Here is a 21094-nt window from a genome sequence, read left to right as displayed (position 1 = left end):
TATGACGGCGGCCGCTTGCAACAGCGGCTGCCGTCAATCTTTTCGCCTCAGCAGAGGCAATCGTAATCGTCGAACTCAAAGCCGATGATGAACGGCTGTTGGATCTGGGCCGATTCCGGGTTGGGATCCCAGATCATGCCCGCGATCTCGCCATCCCCCTCGAACGAGAAATCGTTCCCGTTGGCCAGCGCATCCGCGATGATTGCATCGACATTGGCCACCGTCGCCTCGGTGAAGGTCGAGAGCCAGTCAGCGGTCTCGATGTCGTCGGTCAGCTCCCAGATGGCGAACTGGACGTCCCAGCCGTCATAGTCGACGTTTGGATCGTTTTCCCAGTTCTTCGACACGATGTACTGAATCAGGTCCATGTTTTCGGCGGCGGTGAGGCCGTTAACCGAACTGATCTGGTCGGCATCGAAGATACCCGGAACGCCGGCATTTTCGGTGCCGTAGACATCGCCCGGGATCGCTTGCCCCAGCGGAATCGGGTCGAAGAAGCTGAGACAGTAGGCATTCTCGAACGTCACCCCGTCGAAGCGGGCATCGCCCGATCCGGAGACTGTGACATCAAAGGCCCCAGGGTCGGCCAGTGCCCCGGCGACTTCGAGATTGGCCGTCTCCGGCAGCGACAGCGCGAGCGAGGCATAGCTGTTCGCGTCGCCGCAGAAGGTGACCGTGACATCGGCCGTGGCGCTGCCGCCGTTTCCATCGGAGACGGTGTAGGAGATGACCTCGACATTCTGCTCGCCGATGTCGAGATCGGCGTAGGCGGCTTCCCCGTTGATCACCAGTTCGCCGCCGATCAGGCTGACGACGGTGCCCGCACCGGTTGTTACGCTGCCGCCTTCGGCAATCGCCTGGCCGTCGACCGCGGTGATGAACGGCACATCGCCGTCCGGGTCGCTGTCATTGGCCAGCACGTCCACCGTCACCGTCTCGTCGGCGCAGGTCTTGGCCGTGTCGGGCTGCGGTTCGGGGTCGTTGTTCAGCACGACCAGCCCCGCATCCAGCGTGCCGTTGACCTCGCCCGAGATCACCGTGACCTCCTGGGTCATGCCGGTGACCGCGTCCGCGTCGCTGTCGCGTGCATCATCGGTCCCGGCATTGGCCGCGGTAAAGGCAAATCCCGTGGGGGCCACGAACATCACCGAATAGGTGCCGGGAACAAGCCCGGTGAAGCTGTAGGCGCCGTTGGCGTCGGTCGTGGTCGACCGGTTGGTATCGACGCCGTCCTTGAACAGCTTCACGGTGACGTTCTCGACGCCGGCTTCGCCTTCGTCCTGGATGCCGTTGTCGTTCGCGTCGAGGAACACGAAATCGCCCAGTTCCGCGAGTTCGTAGAAGCCCTGGTCGATCGTGTCGTCGACCTCGCCGGGGGCCAGGGTCACGATCGGGGCGACCAGACCGTCGCTGTCGACCGTGTCGTCGGTGCCTTCATCGGCGGGGCTGACCTCGGCCCCGTCGGGCCGGCCGAAGCTGACCTGGTATTCCTCGCCGGGGTTCAGCCCGGTGAACGCGTATTCGCCGTCGGCATCGGTCGTGGCCGTCGCGGTGGTGTCGTCGGCGGTGCCGATCACGCCATCCGCGCCGCCGCCCGTCAGGGTGACCGTCACGCCCTCGATCCCGGTCTCGCCGGCATCCTGGATACCGTCGGCATCGAGATCCTCGAACACCAGGCCGCCAAGGCTCGCGGTGTATTCCGCGCCGGCGTCGTTGTCGGCACTCTCCTGGCCGGCCTCGACCACGATGTTCTCGATGACCGAAAGCGTGGTGTCGCCGATCGCGTCGGAATCGACCGTGTCGTCATCGCCCACGTTCGGCGCGACCAGCTGCTTGCCCGCCAGCACGCCGTCGGGGTCGGTGAACTGCACGCCGTAGGTGCCCGCTTCCAGCCCGGTAAAGCTGTATTCGCCGTTCGCGCCGGTCGTCGTGGTGATGCCGGTTGGCACGCCGCTGGCATCCAGCAATTCCACGACCACGCCCTCGACGCCCGGATCGACGCTGCCGTCATCCACGTCATTGTCGTTGGTGTCGCAGAAATAGCGGCCCGAGATCGACCCGGGCAGTTCCACGATCCCGGCATCCACGGTGAGGTTTTCCTCGCCCGCCGCCAGGGTGATCGTGCCGGTCGCGCCGGTCGCATCGGCATCGGAATCCGCCGCGTCGTCCCCGCCCGCGTCCGGCGTGGTGAAGGCGAACCCGCCCGCGGGCAGTTCGAACACCACCTGGTAATCGCCCGCCGCCAGGCCCTCGAACAGGTAGTTCCCGTTGCCGTCGGTGGCCTGGCTGGCGACCTCGTTGCCGTCCCCGTCCAGCAGGGTCACGGTGACGTTCGCCACGCCGGCCTCGCTCGCGTCCTGGATGCCGTCGCCATCGGCGTCGAACCAGACCGTGTCGCCGATCGCGCCCAGCTGGGGCTCTTCGTCCTTGCACAGCTCGATCTTGTCGATGCGGACATATTCGCCGCCATCGCTGAACGCATAAAGCGCGATCTCGTCGCCATAGCCGATCTCGATATTCTCCAGCGTGAATTCCGAGAACCCGCCATTGTCGTCGCCCGCGCCGTCATCGTCCTGGTCCAGGAACACGGTGCCGACCTCGACGCCGTTCACCTTGACCACGATGGTCGACTGGCCGTCATTCTCGTCCTGGGCCAGGATCTTCAGGTCATAGGTGCCGTCGCAGCCCTTGAAGGTGGTCTTCAGCTTGCCGTCCTCGATGCCGCCGCACCAGTCGGTCTTGAGCTTGACCAGCTCGCCGCCCGAGGCCTCGGCGCCGCACACCGTCTTGTAGTTGTAGGCGTACATGTCCTCGGCTTCGATCGTGACGCAGGGCGCGCAGGCCGGCTCGCAGATCTCGATCTTGTCGATGCGGGCGTATTCCGCGCAGTCGCCCACGCCCTTCAGCGTGATCGTGTCGCCGTATTTCAGGTCCAGGTCTTCCAGCGTCAGCACCGACCAGGACGAGCTGCCGTCCAGCCCGTCGCCGCCGTCATTGGCGTTCAGCTGGATGCGCTTCACCTCGCAGCCGTTGACATAGACCTTCAGCCAGCCCTCGCCGTCGCTCTCGTCCATGTAGCTGATCTTGAGGTCATAGCTGCCGGCATCGCCCTTGAAGGTGGTCGAGGCATAGCCATAGGACGAGCAAAGCTTGATTCCGGCGCCGTCCGAGGCATCCGAGCGATGCTCGACCGTATAGCCCGACAGGTGCATGTCCTCGGCCTCGATCACGGTGCAGGTGCCGCCCGGGGTGCCTTCGTCCACGTCGTTGACGCAGACCTTGAGCAGCTTGGTCTGCTCGCCGCCCTGGCCGTCCGAGACCTTAACCTCGACCTCGTAGACATTGTCGCCGCCGGCATCGGCCGGGGCCTCGTAATCGGGGGCGGCCTTGAAACGCAATTCGCCGGTATGGGCGTCGATTTCGAACAGCGCGGCGTCGGCGCCACCGGCGATCGCATAGGTCAGGCTGTCGCCATCGGCATCGCTTGCATCCAGGTCGAGAACGGCGGTGGTGTTCTCGTCGATGCAGACCTCGCCGTCCGCCGGAACGTTGTCAAAGACCGGCGCGTCGTTCGGGTCGCATTGCGGCCCGGCGTCGAGGCATTTGTAGTCGACCCAGTTCCCCGAGACGTTGCACTCGCTGTGGACGGTCAGATGGGCGCCCGCCGGCGGCATGCCGTAGCCCGAGTGGAAGGTGAAATAGTCCCCCGAGGCGCCTTCCTGCTCGATCTCGATCATCACGTACCAGTTGCCGTGCTGGTCACAGACCCAGAAATAGCTTTCGGCGTAAATCTGGCCGCCATTGCCCACATGGGCGCCGTCCGTCGTGATCGTGGCCTGCTGGCCATAGCTGTCGTCGGATTTCTCGTTATAGCAGGCATCGCCCGAGAGGTAGCGGTCGTTGTCGCAGACCGAGATGCAGGTATCGGCATGGGTCGGCATCGTGAAGGTGTCGCCGCAGCCGACATTGGTGCCCAGCTCCCCCTGCGCGAGAAGGCTGCTCTCGCTGAAGGCGGTGAATTCGTAGGTCGTGTAGCTGCTGTAATAATAGGTCATCTCTCTGTCCCCTCTGGGCCTCTAAAGGGCGCCGTTACCGGTCCGTGCCGAGCCACCACCCACGATGGCCCGAGTCAAATCGCGCATGTCGGACGAAAGATGCCTGGTCCTGATGCCTTGGGGACGGAAAGGGGAGCGGTCTTTGCCCATGGTGGCCGAAACATGGCCGGGTCTGCCGTTCCTTAATCACTAAGGCAGGGCCCGTATGCGCCTGCTTCGACGAATAGTCTTTCCAATGGTCTTGTAATCGAAAACCCGAAACTCCCCTCGGCGCCTGGCCGGTCTTCCTCACCCCCGTCACCACTCACGGGGAACATGATAAGCAGGAATGCCATCCTTGTGACAAGTTTCTTCTGGATTTCCGCCACATTTTTGAGGGGAGTCCGGGTGGGGATCGGGTTTGTTTCCCGGCGCGCATAAATGCGCATGCCGAGGGAATATTGGTCCCAGCCGGCGCGGTGTCGTTTCGGGTTGCGGGGGCAGGGGGCGAAAGCCCTTTCATGCGCCTTGTACAAGACTGGCGCGACAGCCTCGTCGAGGCATGCAATCCAAAATTGAAACCGATTCCCGTCCCGGGTCTGGCCGGTTTCAGGACCGGTCGTAGATGTCCTCGTAGCGGGTGATGTCGTCCTCGCCGAGATAGCTGCCGGTCTGCACCTCGATCAGGTACATCGGCAGCCGGCCGCGATTGGCCATCCGGTGCACGGTGCCCAGCGGAATGTAGACGCCCTGGTTCTCGGTCACCAGGCGCACCTCCTCGCCGATCGTCACCTCGGCGGTGCCCTCGACCACGATCCAGTGTTCCGACCGGTGCATGTGGCTTTGAAGCGACAGCACGCCGCCCGGTTTCACCATGATCCGCTTGACCTGGAAGCGCCCGCCCAGGCACAGCGTCTCGTACCAGCCCCAGGGCCGGTGGAAGCGGGGATAGTCGTCGGCCTGGGCGACCTTCGCCGCGCGCAGCGCGCTGACCACCGCCTTGACGTCCTGGGCGCGGGACTTGTCGGCCACCAGCACCGCGTCGCGCATCGCCACCGCGACGATGCCGTTCAGCCCAAGCCCCACCAGCTGCATGTTGCCCTCTTCCGAGCGCAGGTAGCTGTCGGAACACTCGATCGCGGTCACCGGCCCGTCGGTCGCGACCCCGTTGGCATCGGGCGCGCGGGTCTGCCAGATCGCATCCCAGGACCCGAGATCGGACCAGCCCCCCGCCAACGGTACCGCGGCGACATGGGGCGCCTTTTCCATGATCGCGTAGTCGAACGAGATTGCCTGCGCGCCCGCATAGCCGTCCTCGTCGAGCCGCAGGAAGCCGATATCCTCGCGTCCCTTTTCGATCGCCGCGCGGCAGGGGGCGATCAGCCCCGGCGCATGCGCCTCGAATGCGGCGATGACATCGGTCACCCGGAACAGGAAGATGCCAGCGTTCCACAAGTAGGTGCCGGCCGCCAGGAAGGCCTCGGCGGTGGCCTGGTCGGGCTTCTCGCGGAAGCTCTTCAAAGACACTGTTTCGCCCGGAACGGGCTCTGAGGCGAGTTCCAGGTAGCCATATCCCGTCTCGGGCCGGTCCGGCGTCACCCCGAAAGTCACCAGCCTGCCACCGGTCGCCGCGCCCGCGCCGGTGGCCACCGCCGCCAGGAAGGCGGGCAGATCGCCGATCACGTGGTCCGAGGGGGCCACCAGCATCCGTGCCTCCGGGTCGTCGGCCAAAAGCAGCGCCGCGGTCAGGATCGCCGGCGCGGTGTCGCGCGCCACGGGTTCGATCACCACGCGGGCATCCGACAGCCCAAGCGCGGCGGCCTGTTCGGCGGCCATGAAGCGGAACTCGTCCCCGGTCATGATCAGGGGGGCCGCGAAATCGGGCCCGGCGAAACGACGCAGGGTCTGCTGGTAGAGGCTTTCGGTGCCGACCAGGGGGGCGAATTGCTTGGGATATGCCTTGCGCGAGACAGGCCAGAGCCTGGTGCCCGAGCCGCCGCAAAGAATGACGGGATGGATCATGGAAACAGGTCTCTTCTATACTCCGGGCGCTTTGGCCGAAGGTTTTAACAGATCGGCACCAGTGGCGACACGTGGAGATCGCCCCGCCCCGACATCGCGCCCCCACGCCTGCCGATCTGGTCCGGTTCGGAGGGGAAGGTCAAGCGTTACAGGAAAGGCGATACAGGGCGCGATTTGGCAATCGCAGAGTCCAGAACATACAGGCTCCGCCCGCCGACGGCTCTGGCGAAAGGCGGGCCGTCCCAGAGTGCCGGATAGCTGTGCCGTCGTTGCATGAATGTGTGACACAGAGCGTTCCACCCATCTCAACCGGCGGGCGGAACGCACACGCGTCAATCCAGCGTATCCGAACCGGACGGCAGCGCCTGCCCCTCGTATCGGCCGGTCGGCCACGCTGGGTCGGTTGGAAAATCGCCTCAGCCCCCTCCGCCGTACAGACCCGAATCCTGCATCTGCTCCGGGTCGGGCAAGTCGCGCAAGGTTTCCAGGCCGAAGACGGTGAGGAAGGTATCGGTGGTGACAAAGCTGTAGGGCGCGCCGCGGCGGGGCGCGCGGGGGCCAGGGGCGATCAGCTCGCGCGCGGCGAGCCGGCCGATCAGCTCGCGGCCGATCTCGCTGCCGAAGATCTGCCGCAGCCCGTCGCGGGTAATCGGCTGGTGATACGCGATGGCGGCGAGGACGGCGAGCTCGGTCTCGGAGAGATCCAGCCCCTGCCCCGCCACATCCGCCGCGACGCGGATCGCCGCGGCATAGGCGGGCCGGGTGCGCAGCATCCAGCCATCGCCGATGCGGGCCAGTTCGACCGCGCGGCCCTCGAGCTCGGCGGCCAGGTCCGCGACCAGCAGATCGACCGACACCCCCTGTCCCACCACGCGCGCCAGATCCGTGCGCGCTACCGGGCTGGCCGAGGCGAACAGCACCGCCTCGATCCGCCGTATCCATTCGCGCCAGCGCCGCTCCGGGGGCAGGTCGGCCAGCTCGCGGTCGAGCGTCCCCGCCGCAGCGCCTGTCGGTATCCGCCGCCCGGCCATTCTCACAGCCCGTAGAGCCGGAACTCGGGCCGGCCGGTCAGCTCGCGCAGCGCGCCGAGCGCGACCAGCCGGTCGCACAGCCGGCGCGCGGCGCGATCGCTCATCGAAACCCTGCTGCCCCGGACCACGGGCGACAGCGCCAGCCCGGGCGCCAGTGCATCCTCGGCGAGAAACAGCGCCACCGCCGCCGCCGCGCCCTTCGCGCGCAGCCGGGGCGCGACCGCGCGCAGATGCGCGGCGCGGCGGGCCAGATCCAGCGCCGTCCGGTGCGCCACCACCGCCCCGGACAGTGCGGCGCGGTGGCAGGCACGGTGCAGATCGGCCCCGGTCAGCGCCAGGTCGCGGCGTTTCAGCCCGGTGGCCAGCAGCGGCAGCATGTGCGGCCAGCCGAGCGCGTGCGCCAGCGTAGCATCGGCCAAGATCAGCGCCGCGTCCTCTTCCTGCGGCCGAGCGGGCAGCACCGCCGCGAGCACCGCGGCCGCACCTGTCACGGCCCCCTGCCCCGCCGCGTCGGCGGACATCGCCGCGCCGGCCGCCTCCGGCACCAGACGCCGCAGGCCCGCCAGCCCGGGGCACAGCGGCACCCGCACCGCCCGGCGCCACAGCGCGAAGACCGCGCCGGCCGGACCCGGAGCCCCGCCGGGGCGCAGAAGATGCACCGCATCGCGCAGGTCGCGCGCCCGTTCCGGACGGCCGGCGCGCGCGACGCAGGCCTCTGCCGCAGCGAGCGCCAGCCGGTCGCGCAACAGGCCCAGGGGAATCTCGGCGGACCCGGCCACAAGATCCAGCGTGGCCAGCGCCGCGCCCGACCGGAAGGCCACATCTTCAGCGGATTGGCCGCCGCCCCGGGTGACCCAGGCGGGCATCCGGGGCAGGCTTTCGGGGTCGCGGGCGGGTGTCGGACGGGCGTGCTGCATGCCCCGAGCCTACCCCGTGACGGCGCTTTCTGCCACTTCGAAACAGTAAAACCGCCGCACCTTGCTCGGTACTTATATGTCCGGTAATATTGGTTTATCGGACATGTCAGGAAACGGCGGCAGAGCATGGGAACCCCGCTACCAGACGCGCTGCAGACCACCGTTTTCGAGCGTGTCGAACATCGCGTCCGCCGACAGAAGGACCGCACCGGACAGAACCGCCGTGGCCGCGATGATCCGGTCGAACGGATCGCGGTGGGGCCAGACCATGGACCCGGCGAGGACCGCCACCTCCGGGACAAGCGGGGCCGAAAGGATGCCCTGCCCCGCCGCAAGATCCGGGAGCTGGTCCAGAAAGGCCGCCATCTCCGGCCACTTTCCCATCCGGACCTTCTGGCTGATCTCGAAGAAACTGATCGGGCTGAGACGAACCGCATCGGCCGCCTCTGCAGCCTCAAGCGCCGCGCGGGTCAGTTTCGGATCGTTCGTGAGCATCCAGGTCCATGCATGCGTGTCGAGAAGCACGTCCAAGGATCAGTTGCCCTCCCAGAGCCTGAGTTCGTCCTCGGACATCGGCTCGAACAGATCCTCCGGCACGGTCACCTTGCCTTCCAATGCACCGATCAGATTGCGCCTCTGCGGCACGGGCACCAGGCGCACGACCGGCTGCGATCCCTTGGCGATCACCACCTCCTCGCCGCGCAGCGCCGCGTCGATGAGTTTGGAAAGCTGTGTCTTGGCGGTATGGACGGAGAACTGCATAGAATATTCTTATATGGCTAACTTAGCTAAGTCAAGAGAAGGCGCCGGCCATGCCCGAAGATGACATCGCCCTGCCCGACCACGTTGCCGGCTCCGGCACACTCGACCGGCTCGTCGAGACCGCGCGGGATTACGCGCAGGCCGCCGCCGCGGAGACCACGCAGCGGGCCTATGCCACGGACTGGGCCCAGTTCGCGCGCTGGTGCCGGAGGCGCGGGGCAGAGCCCCTGCCCCCCTCGCCGGAACTGATCGCGCTTTACATCGCTGATCTGGCCGCGCCCGCGAGCAAGGCCCCTGCCCTCTCGGTCGCCAGTATCGAGCGTCGGCTTTCCGGATTGGCCTGGAATTTTCGCCAGCGCGGCTTTCGCCTCGACCGCGACGACCGCCATGTCGCCGGCGTGCTGGCCGGGATCCGGCGCAGACATGCCCGTCCGCCGCGCCAGAAAGAGGCGGTTCAGGCCGAGGATATCCTTGCGATGGCCGCCACCCTGCCCCATGACCTGCGGGGCTTGCGCGACCGGGCGATGCTGCTGCTGGGCTATGCCGGCGGGCTGCGGCGTTCGGAAATCGTGGGGCTCGATACGGGGCGTGACGACACGCCCGACCAGCGCGGCTGGATCGAATTCCTGGAGGGCGGCGCGCTGTTGACGCTGAACGCCAAGACCGGCTGGCGCGAGGTCGAGGTGGGCCGCGGCACCTCCGACCGGACCTGCCCGGTGCACGCGCTGGAACAATGGCTGCACTTTGCCCGGATCGACTTCGGCCCGGTCTTCGTGCGGGTCTCGCGCGACGGGACCCGCGCGCTCGGGGCCCGCCTGAACGACCGCCATGTCGCGCGGCTCGTCAAGCGCTGCGTCCTCGCCGCCGGCCTGCGCCCGGACCTGCCCGAAGCCGAGCGCCTCGCGCTCTATTCCGGCCACTCGCTACGCGCGGGCCTCGCCAGCAGCGCCGAGATCGACGAACGCCACGTCCAGAAACACCTCGGCCACGCCTCCGCCGAGATGACCCGCCGCTACCAGCGCCGCCGCGACCGTTTTCGCGTCAACCTGACCCGCGCCGCGGGGCTGTAAGCCTGGATGGCTGCCCGGCGGCCCTGCGCGGTATATTGCAGGCGGTCCCGGACCGGCACGCAATGAAAAACACGCGCCGAAGCGCGTGTTTTCAATCTTTCAGACCATGTCCGGAAGGGCGGCGAAGTCGGTTCCCCGCCCCTTGCCGGAGTCCTCAGCTACGCTTGCGGCGGCGCATGCCAACGGCCGACAGGCCGCCAAGGCCACCCAGCAGCAGGAGCGCCGAGGCCGGCAGCGGCACCGTCTCGACGGTGATCGGACCGATCGCCGCATCAACGCTGATCGCCCCTGTGGTCTCCGCGTAGAACTGAATCGCACCGACCTGTGTCCAGTCGAAAGCAGCATTATCGAACAATGCAAACGGCACGAACGTGTCGCCACCCGGGCTGATCGGACCGCCAAACGACGTGAACGCTCCTGTCCGGTCCCATACCCTGATTTCTGCGGAAAGGGCACCCTGATCCAGGCGCAGAACCTGGAACTGGAAGCCGCTGCCCGGTTGGCCGCCGAGATCGAGATTCAGGCCGAGGTTATCCACTGCGATCGCATCGCCGTCATTCCCGTCATAGGTGACCCAGGCTTGCCCGGTAACATTGTCAGCATTGTTGAACGCCAGGACACCATCGGGAATGCCCGCCACGAGCCCCGTCGCGCTGATCGCGGTGCCACTCGAGACGACATACATATCGCGCCAACCGCCGACCGCATCGGCCGCCGCCAATTCAGACCCTTGCGCCAAGCTCGGCAAAGCGTCCGCATCGCCCACCTGCTGATCGGTCACAAACGAATCGATAACGATCGTTGCGGCCGCGGCCTGTCCCACACCCAAGAGCAGCGCGCCCGATGCTGCCGCTGCCAAAATCTTCATATCCATCTGATTACCCCCGTCTAAAATGATGTCCACACCTGAGACATATATACACCACCACTGCCGCCGCCATGATTCTCCTCGGCCGCCAACGCGATAGTTCAATGAGAAGTTAACATGCCTCGTTCTCTTAGCAAACATGTTTACTGTGCCACGAGTTGGCAGCGCGCTCAAGAGAACCGTTCTCGGCATCCGCAAGGCCGTCGCTGGCAGACCTTGCACGCGGCCGGCCAAAGCCGGCGGTCCATCACGCTCTGTATTCGAAGCCTGGAATCTTAAGTGAAGCCAACAGCCCAGGGCAAGACATCCAATTGTCGGGCAGGCGAGAGACAGCCACCCGGAACCCCATAAGTGGCGAAAGCCTGCTCGTGGCCCCAACGATTCCCAGAATTCGGTTGTCGCTCCGGCTCCTCCGCTTAGCTTGCTAGTCGGCTGTTTGGAAAGAGTGCCTTGGGGTGGTGTCTGCCTTGGGTGGCAGCACGTATGTGAATTCACCTTGTCTCAACAGGTCTCGCACCATGATGCCGTAACTTTACCGGAAAATAGTGGCCGCGCGGGTGGCACGAATGCTTTCCCTGCTGTCAACAGGAAGTACTTCTGTGCAACACGCCTCTGACCCCACCACTGGTGGTTCAACAATCAATCCATCAGAGCCGCTGCGGGCAGTTATCTGCCGAGCTTAAGCATGACTGCCTCAGTGTCTTCACGAAAGCATAACCTTCACGGGCATAACACTCGCGACGGAGCCAATATGGATCGATTCTGGCCATACTCTTGCCATATGCATCTGGCCCCTTTCTCGCCATATCCAATCAAAAATCCTTAGAATGAGGAGAGCGGCCGTGGGATACAGTGAAGCCAAGCTTGAGAACCTTGTTTCCAAGCGCCTCGACAATTTCCAGGGTCTCAATCACTTCGTCGCTCGTACGACGCGGCAAAAAGAGGGCATCTTCAAGCTTCGATATGATGCCTACCATGGCGAAGGTCTCATTCAGGGCAGCGGCGAGGCAAGTCTTTCGGATTGGCAGGACGACGAGAGCAGTTCCTCGATTTACGGCGTTACCCTTCACGGTAGCCTTGTATCGACCATAAGGCTGAGTGTGATAAGCCGGGAGCACAAGAACTGCGTCACCTATGCCTTGTTCAAGGATTATCTCGATCCGCTTCTCGACTGCGGCGAGAGATTGATCGACGGCTCGCGCCTTGCAGTCAGGTGCAATGATAGCGCACTGCGCCGACGTGTCGTCATGTATACGTTGAGCTTGGCGGCAGGGCTTTCAAGCAGCGTCAAGGCCGACCATGGCACAATGATCGCGCGCCATAACCATGCGCCTTTCTACGAGCGCTTCGGATTCAAGGTTGTGAGTGGGCCTTTTTCGTATCCCGAGGCGCTTACACCTCTGAGTCTGATGATGATCGATTTGCCAAAGCGCGTCGCCGGATGCACGCCACCCGGGCATGTCACCGATGGGGACGGGCAGCATCTGGCGCTTCGATCTGCCTGAACGCTCCCGTCAGGCCGTCTGATCAAGCTCTGACTTCACCCTCTGCCGCGCCGCCGCGCGGGAGGTTTCACCCCACCCAGAACCTGGTCTTGGTCAGGTCAACGAAACGGCGCACCGTAGTGACGCCTTTCGCCTCCTCTGCCTCGAGCAGGCCGAGAACCTGATCCCGGGTGGTCTCGGCATGAGCGATGTCATCCAGCCCGTAGGCGACCCCGTAACGGGCAAGCGCGTGGTTCTTCACCCAGTCCGCGCGCGGCGCATGTCTTCCGAATAGGGCAAAGTGTAGATGATGTAATTGCCTGCCATCGTCCGCGTCTCCTGGCCCTCGTCCCGCGCGTCCAGCCCATCGTGGGCGGTTGATCGCCCCATGACCCGCTGCGCTGCCGCCTTTTCCGGGATTGCTCAGGCGCTGTCCGCCAGCCGCGCAAGGAAGGTCCCGTAACGGGTCTTGCCGAAGAATTTCGCATGGGCCTCGAGCGCCTCGCGGTCGATCCAGCCCTGCCGGTAGGCGATCTCTTCAGGCGCGCCGATCTGCAGCCCCTGCCGGTCCTGCAACGTGCGCACGAAATTGCCCGCGTCCAGCAGGCTCGCATGCGTCCCGGTGTCGAGCCAGGCATAGCCCCGGCCCATCTTCTCGACCGTCAGGCTGCCCTCGAATAGGTATGTTTCCAGAAGCGAGGTAATCTCCAGCTCACCGCGCGCCGAGGGCCGGATGGACTTGGCGCGTTCGGGCGCCGTGCCATCCAAAAAATAGAGCCCCGTCACCGCATAATCCGAGGCCGGGCGTTCGGGCTTTTCCACGATCTCGACGGCCCGGGTGCCGGTCGCATCGAACGTCACCACACCATAGCGTTCCGGATCGGCGACCTGATAGCCGAAGACGGTGCCCCCCTGCCCCCTTGCATCGGCGCGAGCGAGGATTTCGGGCAAGCCATGGCCAAAGAAGACGTTGTCGCCCAGCACCATGGCAGACGGCGCACCGGCCAAAAACTCTTCGGCCAGCAGATAGGCCTGGGCCAGACCGTCGGGCGAGGCCTGCGTGATCCAGGTGAAGGACAGCCCCCATTTCGCCCCGTCCCCCATCAGGCGCTGGAACTGCGCCTGATCCTCGGGCGTGGTGATCACCGCGATCTCGCGGATGCCGGCTAGCATCAGCACGCTGAGCGGATAGTAGATCATCGGCTTGTCATAGAGCGGCAAAAGCTGCTTCGAGACGCCCATGGTGATCGGATAAAGCCGCGTGCCCGACCCGCCGGCCAGGATGATGCCCTTGCGCGTGCTCATGTCGTCTTCCCCGAGATGCCAAGCCGCAGAACGGTCATTTGAGATATCCCTGTGTTTTCCGGTCGATCCGCAACTGCGCCCCCCGGCCTAGGGATTTCCAGCGCAACCGCCCTGCCAGCATGACGAGAACCGGATCGACATAGCCGTACCGCTCGGTGCGGACCTTCCAAGTATGAAGCTTGTTCTGCAGCGCTAGACGTGCCCTGCGGATCACGCCCGGCGGCCCGACAACGGCACCGCTGGGACGATATCCCCGCGCCTCAAGCAGATGGCCGAGTTTGTATTCGACCTCGGCGATCTCCCGGGGCGATTGCTTGCTGCGCCATTGAAACGCCAGCCTTGGATCGATGGCCTCGTATGTGGAATGTTGCGCATAGTCCAGCATCGCAGGGCTGTAGGACAGCCCCAGGAAGGCGCAGAGCCGGGAAAGCTGGTCCTTGGGGGCGGCAAGCAGATCCTCGTAGCGCAGGGTGAAAACCCGTTCTTCGGGAATGGCCAGACGGTCCCAGTCGCGTTCGGTCCCGAGCCAGTGATCGATGCCGTGCCACGTATTCCCCGCCCATCCCATTCCGATGGACGACCGGGCGACATCGCGCGGATCGCGCAGCAGGTGGATGATCCGGGCCTCGGGGCAGAGCTGCCTCAGACGCCCCAGTTCCCTGTGCAGGACAAGAACATGGACCTTCTTGCCGGAGCGCGCCCGGTCCCCGGCCAACATGGTCCGGAAGGCGGCTTCCCCCTCCCGGACATCCGGCACAGGCAGGCCCGAGGCTCGGAAGATCCGGTCGAGTTCCAGATCGCCCGCGTTCAGGACAAGATCGGCGCCGTTCTGTTCGAGATGGTCGAGCATGAAGTCCCGCTCGCCCGGACAGCCGATATCGGGATGCGCATCGAGCAGAAGCCGCACCAATGTCGTGCCCGAGCGCAGCGCACCGTAAAGCACGAAGACGTCGTTCACCGCATGCGAACCCATCGTCATCTTCCCAACCGCTCCATGTGTCTGCTGTTGCAAACACTACCCTCTATCGCAAGCACGATATGGCAGGAGCGTTTACACCCGCCCTCCCCGCCCCCAATGCCCGTGGGTTTCGTCATGGTCGTTCTGCAGCGAGCTGGGCCAGAACCTGTGCGAGCCCGGCCTGCCAGGCTGGGCGGGGAATGCCGAATCGAGCCTCCAGCGCGGCGCAATCGAGCCGGGAATTGAGCGGGCGGCGTGCAGGCGTCGGGTACCCGGCCGTGGCGATCTCCTCGACCGCGACGCGCAGCCCGGCCCGGGCAAAGATTTCGCATGCGAAATCCGCCCAGCTGACATCGGGGGCGCCCGCGAAATGGTAGGTTCCGGCCTTGTCAGGATCTTTTGCCAGCGCCTCGGCCAGAGCGAGGCAGGCGGCGGCGATCGCAGCGGCGGGCGTGGGGCCTCCGACCTGATCGGCCACGATCCGCAGGCTGTCGCGCTCTGCCCCCAGTCGCAGCATGGTTTTCACGAAATTCGCCCCATGGGCCGAGAACACCCAGGAAGTGCGCAGGATCGCGTGCGCGCCGCCTGCCGCGCGCACCGCCTCTTCGCCGGCCAACTTGCTTCGGCCATAGGCCGAGAGCGGCGCGGGCGGATCGTCGGGGCGCCAGGGCCGCGTGCCCGAGCCGTCGAAGACATAATCGGTGGAGATATGGACGAAGGGAATGCCGCGCGCCGCACAGGCCCGCGCCATCGCGCCCGGCGCCGCGCCGTTGATGCGCGTGGCAAGCGCCTCTTCCTCTTCAGCCCGATCCACGGCGGTCCAGGCGGCGGCGTTGATGACCGCGTCAGGCGCATGGGCGGCGATGGCCGCGGCGCAGGCCTCGGGCTCGGCGAGGTCGGCCATGTCCCGGCCGAGGACGGTCGCCTCGGGCGCAAGCAGCGCCAGTTCGCGCGCCACCTGGCCCGTCCGCCCGAAGACCAGCAGGCTCACGCCCCCGTCCCCAGCCGCTGCCCCACACCGTCCCGGTTCAGCAGCGGGCGCCACCAGGTCTCGTTGTCGAGATACCAGCGCACGGTCCGGCGCAGCCCCTCCCCCAGCGTCACAGAGGGCCGCCAGCCCAGTTCCTCGCGGATGCGGGTGGGGTCGATCGCGTAGCGCAGGTCGTGGCCGGGGCGGTCCGTGACGAAGGTGATCAGCCGATCGTGCGGCGCGCCCTCGGGCCGCATCTCGTCGAGGATCGCGCAGATCATGCGTACGAGGTCGATGTTCTTCGCCTCGTTCTCGCCGCCGATATTGTAGGAGCGTCCCACCCGGCCCTGTTCCAGCACCAGCAGCAGCGCCTCGGCGTGGTCCTCGACATAGAGCCAGTCACGCACATTCTCGCCCGCCCCGTAGACCGGGATCGGCCGGCCGTGGATCGCGTTCAGGATCACCACGGGCACCAGTTTCTCGGGGAAGTGGAAGGGGCCGTAATTGTTCGAGCAATTGGTCAGCACCACCGGTAACCCATAGGTCTCGTGCCAGGCGCGCACCAGGTGGTCCGAGGCCGCTTTCGAGGCGGAATAGGGAGAGCGCGGGTCGTAGGGCGTGGTCTCGGTGAACTTGCCGGTCGGGCCAAGACTGCCGAACACCTCGTCGGTCGAGATGTGGTGAAAGCGGAAGCCGGCGGGCCGCCCCCGGCTTTCCCAGTGGCCACGGGCGGCCTGTAACAGGGCATAGGTGCCCATCACGTTGGTCTCAATGAAGGCGCCGGGCCCGTCGATCGAGCGGTCGACATGGGATTCGGCCGCCAGATGCATCACCGCATCGGGGGCGTGTTCGGCGAAGACGCGGGCCAGCAGATCCGCGTCGCGGATGTCACCCTCGACAAAGGCATAGCCCGGGAGAGCGGCGACGCTCGCCACGTTCTCGAGGCAGGCGGCATAGGTCAGCGCGTCGAGGTTCACGACCTCATGGCCTTCGGCGATGGCGCGCCGCACCACGGCCGAGCCGATGAAGCCCGCCCCCCCGGTCACAAGCAGTTTCATGGCATCTCCCAGACAAAGGGGCTGTCGAACGCGGCAAAGGGGGGAGCGGCCTGATCCTTCGCCGAAAGGACGGGATCACCCGCCAGTGGCCAGTCGATGCCGCAACTGTCCCAGCGCACCGCGCCGTCGCAGTCGGGGGTGTAGTAGTCCGAGCATTTGTAAAGAATCTCGGTCTCCTCGGTCAGCGTGACGAAGCCGTGCAGGAACCCCTCGGGGATGAGCATCTGCCGACCGTTGTCGAAGCTGAGTTCCGTCCCGACCCAGGCCCCATAGCTGGGCGCGCCCTTGCGGATATCGACGACCACATCATAGAGCGCCCCCCGTCCGCAGCGCACCAGCTTGGCCTGGGCATGGGGCGGGGCCTGAAAATGCATCCCCCTCAGCGTGCCTTTCGCATGCGAAAACGAGTGGTTGTCCTGCACGAAATCGATCGCGATGCCGGCCTCGGCTAGCCGCGCCCGGTTCCAGCTTTCGGAGAAGAAGCCCCGGGCGTCCCCGTGACGGGCGGGCGTCAGGATCAGGACGCCGGGCAGCGCGGTCTGTTCAATCTGCATCGGCTCAAATATCCGGGCCGGAAAACTCCCCGCCGGTATCGGCCAGCCCCGGGCGAATTGCAACAGGCTTGGCCTGGTTCTGCCCGCCCTGCCGGGAAACGGTGTGTCACGCCCGCCCGGCCTGCCGCTTCACCCAGCCCAGGAACGCCTTGTCGGGGCTACGGAGCACCTTCTTGCCCGTGGCCGCCCACATCGCCCGCCACTCGGCCTCGAGCGCGTAGACATCCGCCCCGGGCAGCAGCCGGCGCGCCTCGTCGAGCGCGTCCGGCGAAAGCTGCGGCCCCCTGCCCTGCCCCGGCTCGATCACCGCCGCCTTGGGCGTCACCCGGATGATGTCGCCCTCTTCCTCGGCCAGGTCATAATCGGGCAGGTTGCCCGCGCGGATGATCTCGCGCAGCATCGCGCGGAACACCCGGCGCGGGCTTGCTGAGCCGGATTTCTTGAGCAGAGTCTCGACCGAGACCCGCCAGGCCGGCTGGCGGCCGCAATGCTTGCGGGCAAGTTCGTAGATCCGCCGCTCCAGCGGTTTTCGCATGCGAAAATAATCGCGGGAAAGCGTGAGGACCGATTTCGCCAGCACCGCACGGTAGAGCCATTCCGACAGCGTCACCGCGACACTGACCATCCGCCCGCCGCGGGTCTTGCGCACGATCTGCCAGCTTTCGATCAGGCCGAAGCCGGTGGTGGTCTCCTGCTCGCCGGTGACGATGTTGGTGGTGATCCGCGTGCCCGCCAGCCGCTCGAACGCGTCGCGCAGCCGCTTGTAGCCGTCTCCGCTCGTCTCGCGCCCCGTCGCGATCAGCAGGTCATGGGCGGTCAGCGTCAGCGTCCGCGCGGTCGGGCGCCCGGCATTGATCGCCGCCATCAGCTGGGAGATGCAGAAGATCAGGATATCGGCATCGAAGATCGTGGCCCGGCCCTTGACCGAGGGCGTCACGGTGACCTGCACCCCGTTGTGATCATATTCCAGGATCCGCCGGTCGGGCCGGGTGGAAAGCGAGAACAGCGGATGTTCCATCGAGGCGAGGTCGTGCTTGGGCACGGCAGCGAAGAAATCGCAGACGAAAAAATCCTGCTGGAGGGGGGAGCCGACTGCCCCGGTCATGCGCGTCCTGCCTCGTTCTGCCTGCCCGTTCGGCCCGGTTTCCGGGTCCGCCCCGGTTTCGGGGTTTCATTGACACCCCACCCTAGGGCCTGTGGATAACTCCGTCCAGCCTTGTCCGATCGGGATCGGCGTTTCGGAGTCGGGAAAGCGTGGGATCGGAGTCGCTTTATCGGGGTTTCGGAGTCGGACCGACCCTGCCGAAACCGCCCTGCCCTCCTGATTCTCAAGGATTTTTTGTTGCCGGAAGCCCTCCGTAACTATGAAATAACGGAAAATAACAAGCCCCAAGCCAGGTGCATGCCCCGCCCCCAGGAACCGGGCGGTCCGAATCGTCCCCCAATTGCTGAGAAAAAGAAGAGGGGGATACGTTTCCCTTTGCGTGTATCGGGATCTGTGGCACATTGAGCAAAACGCGATACATCGGGGGTCGAGCATGCAGGCGAACGAACTGCCTCCCTATTTCAACATCTCGCCCGACAAGGCGATGACGGAGCTGCCACCGCCCACCGGAACGGACGGGCTCCGGGCGATTGCCGAGGCCTGCGCGCGTGGGCGGGCGGACCTGGCGGGCCGGGGTCTCGACGAGACCGGCGAACGACGGCTGCGGCCGTTCTCGACCTGGGAGATCACCAGGTATCTCATCCCCGTGGCCCCCGCCCATTTCCGCCGCGTGCTGCGCGAGAATCCCGACCTGCCCCAGGGCGTGTCCGAGACCGAGGGCGGGGCCAAGTGGTTCAGCCTCGACGAGGTGCTGCGGCTCAGGGCCCATTTCGGGGCGTCGGGCTCGAAGTCCAAGGAGTACCTGCCCTACCGCCCCGAGGGGCTGCCAGCCAAGGTCGTGGCGGTGGCGAACTTCAAGGGGGGCGTCGGCAAGACCTCGACCTGCGCCCATCTGGCGATGTCGGCGGCGCTGGACGGCTACCGGGTGCTGGTGGTGGATCTCGACAGTCAAGGGTCCATGACCTCGATCTTCGGCGGCAAGGTGGCCGATGAATGGGAAACGGTCTTCCCCCTGCTCGCCCGCCATTACGGCGAGCATCTGAGAGCCGAGAACCAGCGCCGGCTGGACCGGGGCGAGGCGCCCCTGCCGCTCGACGAAACGCTGAGCGAGGCGCTCAAGGTGTCGCCCGCGGATGTCATCAAGCCGACCCACTGGCCCAATATCGACCTGATCGGCGCGCAGCTGAACCTTTACTGGTCGGAATTCCAGATCCCCGTCTGGCGGATGAACGCGCGGTCCTGGAAGCTGTGGGATGCGCTCTCCGAGGCGCTGACCGCGGGTGGCGTGCTCGACCGCTATGACCTGGTGTTCCTCGACACCCCCCCGGCGCTTGGCTATCTCACGATCAACGGGCTGGCGGCGGCCGACATCCTGCTGGTGCCCGTCGGCGCCAGTTTCGTCGAGTTCGACTCGACGGGGCGCTTCTTCGACATGCTGCACGCCACCTTTTCCTCGATCGAGGAGGGCGAGAACATCGCCGCCCGCGCACTGGGGCGCGAGGAACTGGCCTTCGAATGGGACGCGGTGCAGGCCGTCGTCACCCGCTATGACGCTGCCCAGCAGGCCGAGATGGCCGCGCTAATGCAGGCCTATATGGGCCGCACCCTGTCGCCCTACCGGCAGGATTTCACCGCACTCATCGGTCAGGCCGGCGAAAGCGTGAACGGGATATACGAGGCCGATTACCGCAACTTCAACCGTGATACCTATGCCCGCGGCCGCGCTACCTTCGACGAGACCTACGCCGCCTTTAAGCGGCTGCTTCTCGGGATATGGAGGCGTGAGGAACGCACCCGCGAGGGGCTGGCCGCCGAGTGAGGTTTCGCATGCGAAAATCGTGGTGGAACAGAGTCTGTTGAAAAACGCCCCGGACAGGCCGAAACGGGGCGGATCGAGCAGGAAGAGGGTCTAAACCCATGGCTAAACGCAAGCGTCTCAGCCCCGCCGCGCCCGAGATCCTCGGCGGCGCCCCCGAAACCAAGGCGATGGGGGTGGCCCAGACCTATCGCCGGCCCCCTGCCCCGATCGCCGAGGTCTCGCGCGATGCCGCCACCCGCGCCGCGCTCGATGAGGTCACGCAGGAACTGCAAAGCGCGCGCAGCGAAGGCCGCTTCGTGATGCGGCTGCCGCTTGCGGCGCTGGAGGAGGCGCACCTGGTGCGTGACCGCATCACGATGGACGAGGCGGAGCTTGGCACGCTGATGGCCAGCCTGCGCGACCGTGGCCAGCAGATGCCGGTGGAGGTAGTGGACCTCGGCCACGGTCGCTACGGGCTGATTTCGGGCTGGCGGCGGCTGACCGCGCTCCGGCGTCTGCATGCCGAGACCGGCGAGGATCGTTTCGCCGGGATCCTGGCGCTGGTCCGCAGCCCCGAGGGCGCGCCGGAGGCCTATCGCGCGATGGTCGAGGAGAACGAGATCCGCGCGGGCCTCAGCTTCTACGAACGCGCGCGGATCGCGGTGCAGGCGGCGGGGCAGGGGGTCTATCCCGACAAGGCCGCGGCGGTGGCCGGGCTGTTCGCTGCTGCGCCCGCGCCGAAGCGGTCCAAGATCCTGGCCTTTACCCATCTGGTCGAGGCGTTCGACGACAGCTTGCGCTTTCCCGCCGCGATCCCCGAGCATCTGGGCCTGGCGCTGGCCGGCGCAGTGCAGGCGCAAGAGGGGTTCGCCGACCGGCTGGCCGCGGCCCTGCGAGATGCCGCCTCAAGGGATGCCGCGGCCGAGCGCGCTGTGCTCGAACGTGCCGTGAAAGGGCAGGGCCGGGCGGGCAAATCCGCCGCCCTCCCCGAAGAGATTGCCCCTGGCGTCGCCCTGCAAGTGGTGCGCGGCCGGCTGACGCTGTCGGGCAAAGGGGTCGACGCGGGCCTTGCCGAGGACCTTCGCCGCTGGCTCGTCGCACGGGGGTAGGGCGAGGCAGGGGGGCTGGGACATCTTCATGCAATGTTCGGTTTCGCAT

19 protein-coding genes are annotated in these 21094 nt (G+C 66.0%); 4 read left to right on the top strand and 15 right to left on the bottom strand.

Annotated elements, in window-relative coordinates; all coding sequences use genetic code 11:
* Positions 1 to 47 precede the first annotated feature (47 nt).
* From EV662_RS15140 to EV662_RS15115, 6 genes are all read right to left on the bottom strand, one after another.
* Complete coding sequence (locus EV662_RS15140) at positions 48 to 4055, bottom strand: SdrD B-like domain-containing protein (protein WP_132464379.1); 4008 nt, start codon at positions 4053 to 4055, stop codon at positions 48 to 50.
* A gap of 588 nt (positions 4056 to 4643) precedes the next feature.
* Entirely contained in the window at positions 4644 to 6056 is a 1413-nt protein-coding gene (locus EV662_RS15135) for a mannose-1-phosphate guanylyltransferase/mannose-6-phosphate isomerase (RefSeq protein ID WP_132464376.1), read from the bottom strand.
* 416 nt (positions 6057 to 6472) lie between these two features.
* On the bottom strand, positions 6473 to 7087 hold the full coding sequence (gene scpB / locus EV662_RS15130; RefSeq protein ID WP_132464373.1) for an SMC-Scp complex subunit ScpB: 615 nt from the start codon (positions 7085 to 7087) through the stop codon (positions 6473 to 6475).
* Between the two features lie 2 nt (positions 7088 to 7089).
* Entirely contained in the window at positions 7090 to 8004 is a 915-nt protein-coding gene (locus tag EV662_RS15125) for a DUF1403 family protein (protein WP_132464370.1), read from the bottom strand.
* A 138-nt stretch (positions 8005 to 8142) separates the two neighbouring features.
* A complete protein-coding gene (locus EV662_RS15120) occupies positions 8143 to 8529 on the bottom strand; it encodes a type II toxin-antitoxin system VapC family toxin (RefSeq protein ID WP_243695873.1) in 387 nt (128 codons plus the stop codon).
* Between the two features lie 9 nt (positions 8530 to 8538).
* Complete coding sequence (locus tag EV662_RS15115; protein WP_132464365.1) at positions 8539 to 8766, bottom strand: type II toxin-antitoxin system Phd/YefM family antitoxin; 228 nt, start codon at positions 8764 to 8766, stop codon at positions 8539 to 8541.
* A 50-nt stretch (positions 8767 to 8816) separates the two neighbouring features.
* Here EV662_RS15115 and EV662_RS15110 point away from each other — a divergent pair, with 50 nt between their 5' ends.
* A complete protein-coding gene (locus EV662_RS15110) occupies positions 8817 to 9836 on the top strand; it encodes a tyrosine-type recombinase/integrase (RefSeq protein ID WP_132464362.1) in 1020 nt (339 codons plus the stop codon).
* A gap of 154 nt (positions 9837 to 9990) precedes the next feature.
* On the opposite strand, the gene EV662_RS15105 is transcribed toward EV662_RS15110, so the two are convergent.
* On the bottom strand, positions 9991 to 10710 hold the full coding sequence (locus EV662_RS15105; protein ID WP_165915614.1) for a VPLPA-CTERM sorting domain-containing protein: 720 nt from the start codon (positions 10708 to 10710) through the stop codon (positions 9991 to 9993).
* 836 nt (positions 10711 to 11546) lie between these two features.
* Between EV662_RS15105 and EV662_RS15100 the strand changes: the two genes are divergently transcribed.
* Positions 11547 to 12209: an N-acyl amino acid synthase FeeM domain-containing protein gene (locus tag EV662_RS15100; RefSeq protein ID WP_132464356.1), complete on the top strand. Its 663-nt coding sequence runs from the start codon at positions 11547 to 11549 to the stop codon at positions 12207 to 12209.
* Positions 12210 to 12276: 67 nt separating this feature from the next.
* Here EV662_RS15100 and EV662_RS19595 read toward each other — a convergent pair whose 3' ends face one another.
* From EV662_RS19595 to EV662_RS15070, 8 genes are all read right to left on the bottom strand, one after another.
* On the bottom strand, positions 12277 to 12450 hold the full coding sequence (locus EV662_RS19595; RefSeq protein ID WP_165915613.1) for a hypothetical protein: 174 nt from the start codon (positions 12448 to 12450) through the stop codon (positions 12277 to 12279).
* Positions 12447 to 12578, bottom strand: a complete 132-nt coding sequence (locus EV662_RS20060; RefSeq protein ID WP_279533256.1) for a hypothetical protein — start codon at positions 12576 to 12578, stop codon at positions 12447 to 12449. Before EV662_RS20060 ends, EV662_RS19595 begins: the two co-directional genes overlap by 4 nt.
* Before the next feature lie 33 nt (positions 12579 to 12611).
* Positions 12612 to 13493 carry a glucose-1-phosphate thymidylyltransferase RfbA gene (gene rfbA / locus EV662_RS15095; protein ID WP_132464353.1) on the bottom strand — a complete coding sequence of 294 codons (882 nt, stop codon included), beginning with the start codon at positions 13491 to 13493 and terminating at the stop codon, positions 12612 to 12614.
* Positions 13494 to 13527: 34 nt separating this feature from the next.
* Positions 13528 to 14472 carry a sulfotransferase family protein gene (locus tag EV662_RS15090; RefSeq protein WP_132464350.1) on the bottom strand — a complete coding sequence of 315 codons (945 nt, stop codon included), beginning with the start codon at positions 14470 to 14472 and terminating at the stop codon, positions 13528 to 13530.
* Positions 14473 to 14584: 112 nt separating this feature from the next.
* Complete coding sequence (rfbD, locus tag EV662_RS15085) at positions 14585 to 15442, bottom strand: dTDP-4-dehydrorhamnose reductase (protein WP_132464347.1); 858 nt, start codon at positions 15440 to 15442, stop codon at positions 14585 to 14587.
* Complete coding sequence (gene rfbB / locus EV662_RS15080; protein WP_132464344.1) at positions 15439 to 16479, bottom strand: dTDP-glucose 4,6-dehydratase; 1041 nt, start codon at positions 16477 to 16479, stop codon at positions 15439 to 15441. The genes rfbD and rfbB overlap by 4 nt, the downstream gene beginning before the upstream one ends.
* Positions 16476 to 17033, bottom strand: coding sequence for a dTDP-4-dehydrorhamnose 3,5-epimerase (gene rfbC / locus EV662_RS15075; RefSeq protein WP_132464341.1), 558 nt, complete (start codon positions 17031 to 17033; stop codon positions 16476 to 16478). Before rfbC ends, rfbB begins: the two co-directional genes overlap by 4 nt.
* 106 nt (positions 17034 to 17139) lie before the next feature.
* Positions 17140 to 18138 (bottom strand): replication initiator protein A, encoded by a 999-nt coding sequence (locus tag EV662_RS15070; RefSeq protein ID WP_132464339.1) that lies wholly within the window; start codon positions 18136 to 18138, stop codon positions 17140 to 17142.
* Between the two features lie 433 nt (positions 18139 to 18571).
* Between EV662_RS15070 and EV662_RS15065 the strand changes: the two genes are divergently transcribed.
* Both EV662_RS15065 and EV662_RS15060 read left to right on the top strand, forming a co-directional pair.
* On the top strand, positions 18572 to 19957 hold the full coding sequence (locus EV662_RS15065; protein ID WP_132464336.1) for an AAA family ATPase: 1386 nt from the start codon (positions 18572 to 18574) through the stop codon (positions 19955 to 19957).
* Between the two features lie 98 nt (positions 19958 to 20055).
* Positions 20056 to 21045, top strand: a complete 990-nt coding sequence (locus EV662_RS15060) for a ParB/RepB/Spo0J family partition protein (protein ID WP_132464333.1) — start codon at positions 20056 to 20058, stop codon at positions 21043 to 21045.
* Positions 21046 to 21094: the final 49 nt, after the last annotated feature.

Source organism: Rhodovulum marinum, from assembly GCF_004343075.1.
In the GTDB taxonomy this organism is placed as follows: domain Bacteria; phylum Pseudomonadota; class Alphaproteobacteria; order Rhodobacterales; family Rhodobacteraceae; genus Rhodovulum; species Rhodovulum marinum.
This window is presented reverse-complemented; position numbering and strand designations above follow the sequence as displayed.